This window comes from Rhodococcus sp. NPDC057014, assembly GCF_042673295.1.
In the GTDB taxonomy this organism is placed as follows: Bacteria; Actinomycetota; Actinomycetes; order Mycobacteriales; family Mycobacteriaceae; genus Rhodococcus_F.
This window is the reverse complement of sequence record NZ_JBHUSF010000422.1, coordinates 1-6,307: the sequence shown is the minus strand read 5'-3', so window position 1 is coordinate 6,307 and position 6,307 is coordinate 1. Positions and strand designations below refer to the sequence as shown.

The following is a 6,307-nucleotide window of genomic DNA, read 5'->3' as shown; positions in this document are numbered from 1 at the left end:
CCCATGGGGAGGGTGCGCATTCCGGCGACGCGTTCGGTGATCTTCTGCCCCAGCAGCATTCCGCCGCCGCCGGGCTTGGCGCCCTGCCCGAGGACGATCTCGATGGCGTCGGCCTTGCGCAGGTCGTCCGGGTTCATCCCGTACCGCGACGGCAGGTACTGGTAGACCAGGTTCTTCGACTGCCCGCGTTCCTCCCGGGTCATGCCGCCGTCGCCGGTGGTGGTGGACGTGCCGACCTCGCTGGCGCCGCGGCCTAGCGCTTCCTTCGCCTGCCCGGACAGCGCGCCGAAGCTCATGCCGGCGATGGTGATCGGGATGTCCAGGTGCAGCGGGAACTTCGCGTTGCGGTCGCCGAGGACGACGTCGGTGTCGCACTTTTCGCGGTACCCCTCGAGCGGGTACCGCGACATCGACGCGCCGAGGAACAGCAGGTCGTCGAAGTGGGGCAGCTTCCGCTTGGCGCCCCAGCCGCGGATGTCGTAGATGCCGGTCTCGGCGGCCCGCTGGATCTCGGAGATGACGCCGCGGTCGAACGTCGCCGATTCGCGCAGGGCCGGGTTCGGGGTGTTCATGACGGTTCTCCTAGTAGGCGCTGGCGTTGTCGACGTGGAAGTTGTAGAGCTTGCGGGCGGAGCCGTACCGGGTGAACTCGGACGGGTCGGCGTCGAAGCCGGCTTGATCGAGCAGTTCCCGCAGTTCCGTCAGGTGCTCCTCGCGCATCTCCTTCTTGATGCAGTCGGCGCCGAGGGACGCGACGGTGCCGCGCACATAGATGCGCGCCTCGTACAGCGAGTCGCCGAGGGCTTCGCCGGCGTCGCCGAGGACGACGAGCCGCCCCGCCTGACCCATGAACGCGGACATGTGCCCGATGTTGCCGCCGACGACGATGTCGACGCCCTTCATCGAGATGCCGCAGCGCGCAGCAGCATTGCCGTCGATCACGAGCAGTCCGCCGTGGGCGGTGGCGCCGGCGGACTGCGACGCGTCGCCCTTGACGTGCACCGTCCCCGACATCATGTTCTCGGCGAGCCCGACGCCGGCATTGCCGGTCACGGTCACCGTCGCGTGCTGGTTCATGCCGGCGCAGTAGTAGCCGACGTGGCCCTCGATCGTGACGTCGATGTCCGAGTCGAGGCCGCAGGCGAGAGCGTGCGCACCCTGAGGGCCGGTGACGGTGACGGCCTTCGGCGCCTCGGGCGAGGTGAGCCGCTCGTTGACGGCCCGGGTGCTCGACGACGCGAGGTCCAGGACTGTCGCTTCTGTGGTGGCTACCGGTGCCATACGTACACCTCTTCCGGTTCGGGCTCGAAGATTCGGGCGTTGTCGACGCCGGGCAGGTTCGCCAGGGCGCGGTATTCGGAGGCCATCGCGACCCACTGGTCGGTCTCGGCGATGACGGCGGGCTTGCAGGAGATGGCGTCGCGGACCACGGCGAACGAGTCGGCGGTCGAGACGAGGAGGGTGTAGAAGCCGTCGAACGTCTCGTTGAGCATGAGCAGCGCCTTCTCGAGATCGACGCCCTCGGCGAGTTGCTTGGCGACGAACCGCGCCCCGACCTCGGTGTCGTTGGCGCTGTCGAACACGACGCCGTCGCGTTCGAGCTGGTGCTTGATGCTCATGTGGTTCGAGAAGGACCCGTTGTGCACCAGGCACTCGTCGGGGCCGACGGAGAACGGGTGCGAACCCTCGGCGGTGACGGCGGATTCGGTGGCCATCCGGGTGTGGGCGACGCCCTGCCATCCGGTGGCGGCGGGCAGCCCGAACCGGTTCGCCAGGTCGACGGGGTTCCCGACGCCCTTGAGGACGGTGAGATCGTTTCCGAAGCCGATGACCCGTGCCGTGGGGACGAGGCTGCGCACGGCCGCCGCGAGATCCTCCGCGCCGACGACGCCGTGCAGGATCGTGGTCGGGTCCAGGTCGAGTCCGGTGATGGTCGTGTCGAGGGTGGACGACAGCGTCGCGGCGAGATCCGCTGCGGGGATGGGGCAGTCGAGCAGTGAGACCGTCGACTCCCCCTCCGGCGACCAGGTCCGGTCGCCGTAGATGGCCATGCCGGCGGAATCGGGGCCGCGGTCGCACATCTGCGCGAGCATGTCGGTGAGCAGGGCGCCGAGTTGTGGGTAGAGGGACGGCTCACGCAGGTGAAGTCCGACGATTCCACACATGGATGTCTCCTTTCGGGAGGTCGTTCAGAACGCAGTCAGGTAGTGGTCGAGTTCCCAGGGGGAAACGGTGTTGTGCCAGGCGAAGAATTCCTCGCGCTTGAGTTTCGCGAAGTACTCGGCGACGCCGGGGCCCGCGACGTCGAGGGCGCCCGTCACGATCGGATCCGATTCCAGCGCGTCCATGGCGTGCAGCAACGTCATCGGCAGCATGTCGCTGGGGCTGTCGCCGGATCCCGGGGTGCCCGGGTCGAGGTCGCGGGCGATGCCGTCCAGGCCGGCGGCGATCGCGGTGGCGGCCGCGAGGTAGGGGTTGGCGGAGCCGTCGCCGCCGCGCAGTTCCACCCGGTTCTTGTCCGGCACCCGCAGGTAGTGGGTGCGGTCGTTGCCACCGTACGTGGCGTACCGCGGCGACCAGGTGGCGCCGCTGCTCGTCGAGGTGGCGCCGGTTCGCTTGTAGGAGTTTACGGTCGGGGCGATCACGCCCTGCAGAGCGCACGCATGCTCGAGAATGCCGGCGATGAACGCGTACGCGGTCTTCGACAGTCCGAGCCCCTTGGGGTCGTCACCGTCCGGGAACACCGAACCGCCGTCGTTCCACAGCGACAGGTGCAGGTGCATGCCCGACCCGGTGCGATCGGAGAACGGCTTCGGCATGAACGTGGCCTTCATGCCCCGCTTCTCGGCGATCACCGACAACAGGTACCGGGCGGTGATCACCCGGTCCGAGGTGGTCATCGCGTCGGCGTAGTCGAAGTTCTGCTCGAACTGCCCGTTGCCGTCCTCGTGGTCGTTGGCGTAGTTGCCCCACCCGAGCGTGTTCATGGCCTGCGACACCTCGGTGAGGTGGTCGTACATCCGGGTGACGTCGCGGGCGTCGTAACACGGCTGACGGCTGACGTCGTCGGTGTCCGCGGTGGTGAGGGGACCGTCGCCGGTGCGATTGACGAGGAAGTACTCGATCTCCGCCCCGACGTTGACGGACAGGCCGAGGTCGGCCGCCTTCTTCAGCGTCTCCTTCAGGATCACCCGCGGCGCATACGGCCACGGCGCGCCCTCCACGTGGGGGTCGCAGTGCACGATCGCGAGTCCGGGCTTCACGAACGGGATCGGCGTGAACGACGAGACATCGGGCACGGCAACGAGATCGGAGTCCTTGGGTTCCTGCCCCATGTGCCCGGCCGCGTAGCCGGCGAAGCCCACGCCGTCGTCCTGAAGTTGCTCGACGGCCTCGATCGGGACGAGTTTGGCGCACGGCTTCCCGGACAGGGTCACGAACAGGGCGAGGATGAAGGTGGTTCCGGTGGCCCGGGCCACCTCGGACAAGGTCTGCGGTGGGGATGTCACGATGTTCTGCGCGGTGAACGCGTCAGCAGTGTCGACAGCCATGGGGAGCTCCTGAACTGGTGGTCTACGGGTGAGGTGGTTTGTGGGTCAGCGCATCTCGCCGGCGCCCTCGTAGGGGTGCAGGCTGAAGAGGAGGTCGCCCTCCTCGAAGCGCGAGTAGCGGAAGTCGGACGGCTCGACGTTCGGGAGGGTGGTCGTGCCGTCGTCGAGCAGCATGTCGGCGACGAGGCGCCCGACCGCGGGTGAGATCTTGAAACCGTGACCGGAGAACCCGGTGGCCAGGAACAGCCCGTCGACGGGTGCGGGTCCGATGATCGGGTTGTAGTCGGGGGTGACGTCGTACGCCCCGACGTACGAGGACGTGATGCGCGGGTCCGGCATGTCCGGCAGCCGGTTGCCGAGCTTCATGATGTTCTTCTCGATGGTGCTGTCGTCCGCGCGGTTGCTGTACTTGTCGGGGTCGATGTATTCGGGCGCGGCATGGTCGCTGTTCCCGACGAGCAGTTCGCCGTTGGGTTCGCGGCAGATGTACTGCAGTCCGGCGAGATCCGACAGCACCGGAACCTCCGGCGTGGGAACTCCCTGATCGATCAGGACGAGTTGCGCGCGTTGGGCTTTCACCGGGATGTCGACGCCGACTCCGGCACCGAGTTCGGGCGCCCACGGGCCGGTCGCGAGGATCACGTGCTCGGCGTGCACCTCGTCGCCGTTGCCCAGGGTCACGCCGTAGACGCGGCCGTCGGCGTTCTGCAGCAGCGACGCCACCGGCGTGCTCTGGCGGATCGTGACGCCCAGCTTGCGGGCGGACGCGCCGAATGCCATCCCGGCCATGTACGCCTCGCCGCGGCCACCGAGGGGCTCGTACGCGAAGGCGGCGAAATCGTCGAGGTGCAGCCCCGGCCACAGCTCGGCCATCTTGTCGTGGCCGATGTAGTCGACGTCGATGCCGAGGCCCTGCATCATCGCGACGTTCGCCTTCAGCGGGTCGATGTTGTTCTCGCCGACGCCGACGACGTACCCGCACTGGCGGAACGCCATGTCGTCGCCGAAGATCTCGGTGGCCCGGGTGAAGATGTCGACGCCGTACCAGGACATCGCCGCCAGCGACGGCGTCCCGTAGTGGCACCGGACCACGCCGGACGACTTGCCGGTCATGCCCGAGCACAAGGTGTCGCGCTCGAGGACCAGGACGTCGGTCTCGCCTCGGTCCGCGAGCGACCACGCGATGGCGAGACCCTCGAGTCCTCCACCGACGATCACGAACTTTGCTGTCTCTGTCACGTTGCTTCCTTCATTCGGCCGGACGGTCGGGCTCTGGTGGCTGCGGTAGCGGTTCGTTTCACCTCATGAATCGCTGTTGTTCACTATGAAACAGTTCTACTATGTCCATCGCGTTACGGCAATGTTGTGGCCGAATCACCAAAATCTCCGGTCCAACTGAGGCTTCGGCAGGATAATGCGGTCTCGAACTGCACACTTTCCGAATCACCGACGAGATTTACGCCGTGGAAATATGCGATGTGGTTTCCTGTTGCTACCCCAAGTTTCACGAAGGGGATTCGCTCTTCAGCACCCTCCATCGCCTCTCACAGGAGACTCCATGACCACGACCGACAAGCCCACCGCCGTCCCGTTCCGCGTCACCGCCGGATTCCACGAGAACCTGCCGCAGATGCCGGTCTCGCAGTACCCGGGCACCAAGGGATACATCGACGACGTCTTCGCCAACCCGGACGGCTCCGAGATGTCGGCCGGCTACTTCGAACTGGAGCGCACCGACGCCCCGCTCGACTACTACTACGCGTACGACGAGATGAAGGTCGTCCTCGAAGGCGAGTTCACCCTGGAGAACCTCGACACCGGCCAGGTCGCGGTGGCGAAGGCGAAGGATGCGATCTTCTTCCCCAAGGGGTCGCGCATCCGCTTCACCACCCCCGACCGCGCGCTGGCCTACTTCGTCGGCCACCGTTCCTTCGCACCCTGATCCGCGATGGCCGTCTCGATGAGGTCGACGAGCGTCCCACGGTGGCGGTCCGATTACTCGGCCGTCGACGACCTGGCGGCCGGCGCTCGCGTCACCTGCTACGTGCTCGTCTCGGACGGTTCGGTCGGTGATCGAATACTGCGCGAGCTGTCCGAGCGGGTCGCCCCGGTACCGACTCGCACGCTGGCCGTCGAGAACGTCGACGGATCCGGGCTCGACGACCTGCTGTCCGAAGCGCGCATCGGGTGGCGATTCGTGGTCGCGGGTTCCGAGCGGACGGTGGGGGCGGTGCGCTCCCACCTGATCTCCGCGGGTGCGCTGCCCGCGGAGATCGCCGCCGTGATCAGCGACGAGGACACCGGGTTGCGCGACGTGTACTGCGCGCACTGCCACACGACGTCCCCGAACGTTCCGGTGGCCATGGGCGGGCAGACACCGTGCACGGGGTGTTCCGAAGAGCTGACCGTCTACCACCACTTCTCCCGGCGCCACAGCGCGTATCTGGGTTACCGAGCCGACGCGGAGGAACTGCCATGACCATGGTGCTCGAAACGGTTGCGGGCGACGGTGTTACCGGCACGCTCGCCCTGACGGTGCGCGAGGCCCGGCTGCTGTGCCCGGGTGTCCGGCACGTCGTGCTCGCGGACCCGGGCGGCCGCGCCCTGCCGACGTTCACCCCGGGCAGCCATATCGCGGTGAACTGGTCCGAGGGCAGGCACAACTCGTACTCGCTGACGGGGCCGTCGATCGAGCCGGACCACTACGCGATCTCGGTCCGGCTCGACGAGAACGGCCACGGCGGTTCGCGCGGGGT

At 67.4% G+C, this 6,307-nt stretch carries 7 protein-coding genes and 1 pseudogene; 3 read left to right on the top strand and 5 right to left on the bottom strand.

Going from position 1 to position 6,307, the window contains the following annotated elements; genetic code table 11:
* The 5 genes from ACFTZB_RS41580 to ACFTZB_RS41560 all read right to left on the bottom strand — a co-directional run.
* On the bottom strand, positions 1–572 hold a 572-nt coding region (locus ACFTZB_RS41580; RefSeq protein ID WP_378441176.1), incomplete at its 3' end, for a glutamate synthase-related protein.
* 10 nt (positions 573–582) lie between these two features.
* On the bottom strand, positions 583–1,281 hold the full coding sequence (locus ACFTZB_RS41575) for a protein glxC (RefSeq protein WP_378441174.1): 699 nt from the start codon (positions 1,279–1,281) through the stop codon (positions 583–585).
* Positions 1,269–2,165, bottom strand: a complete 897-nt coding sequence (locus ACFTZB_RS41570; protein ID WP_378441172.1) for a glutamine amidotransferase family protein — start codon at positions 2,163–2,165, stop codon at positions 1,269–1,271. Before ACFTZB_RS41570 ends, ACFTZB_RS41575 begins: the two co-directional genes overlap by 13 nt.
* Before the next feature lie 24 nt (positions 2,166–2,189).
* On the bottom strand, positions 2,190–3,551 hold the full coding sequence (glnT, locus tag ACFTZB_RS41565; RefSeq protein WP_378441170.1) for a type III glutamate--ammonia ligase: 1,362 nt from the start codon (positions 3,549–3,551) through the stop codon (positions 2,190–2,192).
* Positions 3,552–3,596: 45 nt separating this feature from the next.
* The gene (locus ACFTZB_RS41560) at positions 3,597–4,790 is read right to left on the bottom strand and encodes an NAD(P)/FAD-dependent oxidoreductase (protein ID WP_378441168.1); all 1,194 of its coding nucleotides are present in this window, start codon (positions 4,788–4,790) and stop codon (positions 3,597–3,599) included.
* 319 nt (positions 4,791–5,109) lie between these two features.
* Here ACFTZB_RS41560 and ACFTZB_RS41555 point away from each other — a divergent pair, with 319 nt between their 5' ends.
* From ACFTZB_RS41555 to ACFTZB_RS41545, 3 genes and pseudogenes are all read left to right on the top strand, one after another.
* Complete coding sequence (locus ACFTZB_RS41555) at positions 5,110–5,493, top strand: ethanolamine utilization protein (RefSeq protein ID WP_378441166.1); 384 nt, start codon at positions 5,110–5,112, stop codon at positions 5,491–5,493.
* A 6-nt stretch (positions 5,494–5,499) separates the two neighbouring features.
* Positions 5,500–6,030, top strand: coding sequence for a dimethylamine monooxygenase subunit DmmA family protein (locus tag ACFTZB_RS41550; RefSeq protein WP_378441164.1), 531 nt, complete (start codon positions 5,500–5,502; stop codon positions 6,028–6,030).
* Positions 6,027–6,307, top strand: a pseudogene (locus tag ACFTZB_RS41545) (oxidoreductase); the annotation flags it as partial. The gene ACFTZB_RS41550 and the pseudogene ACFTZB_RS41545, both read left to right, overlap by 4 nt.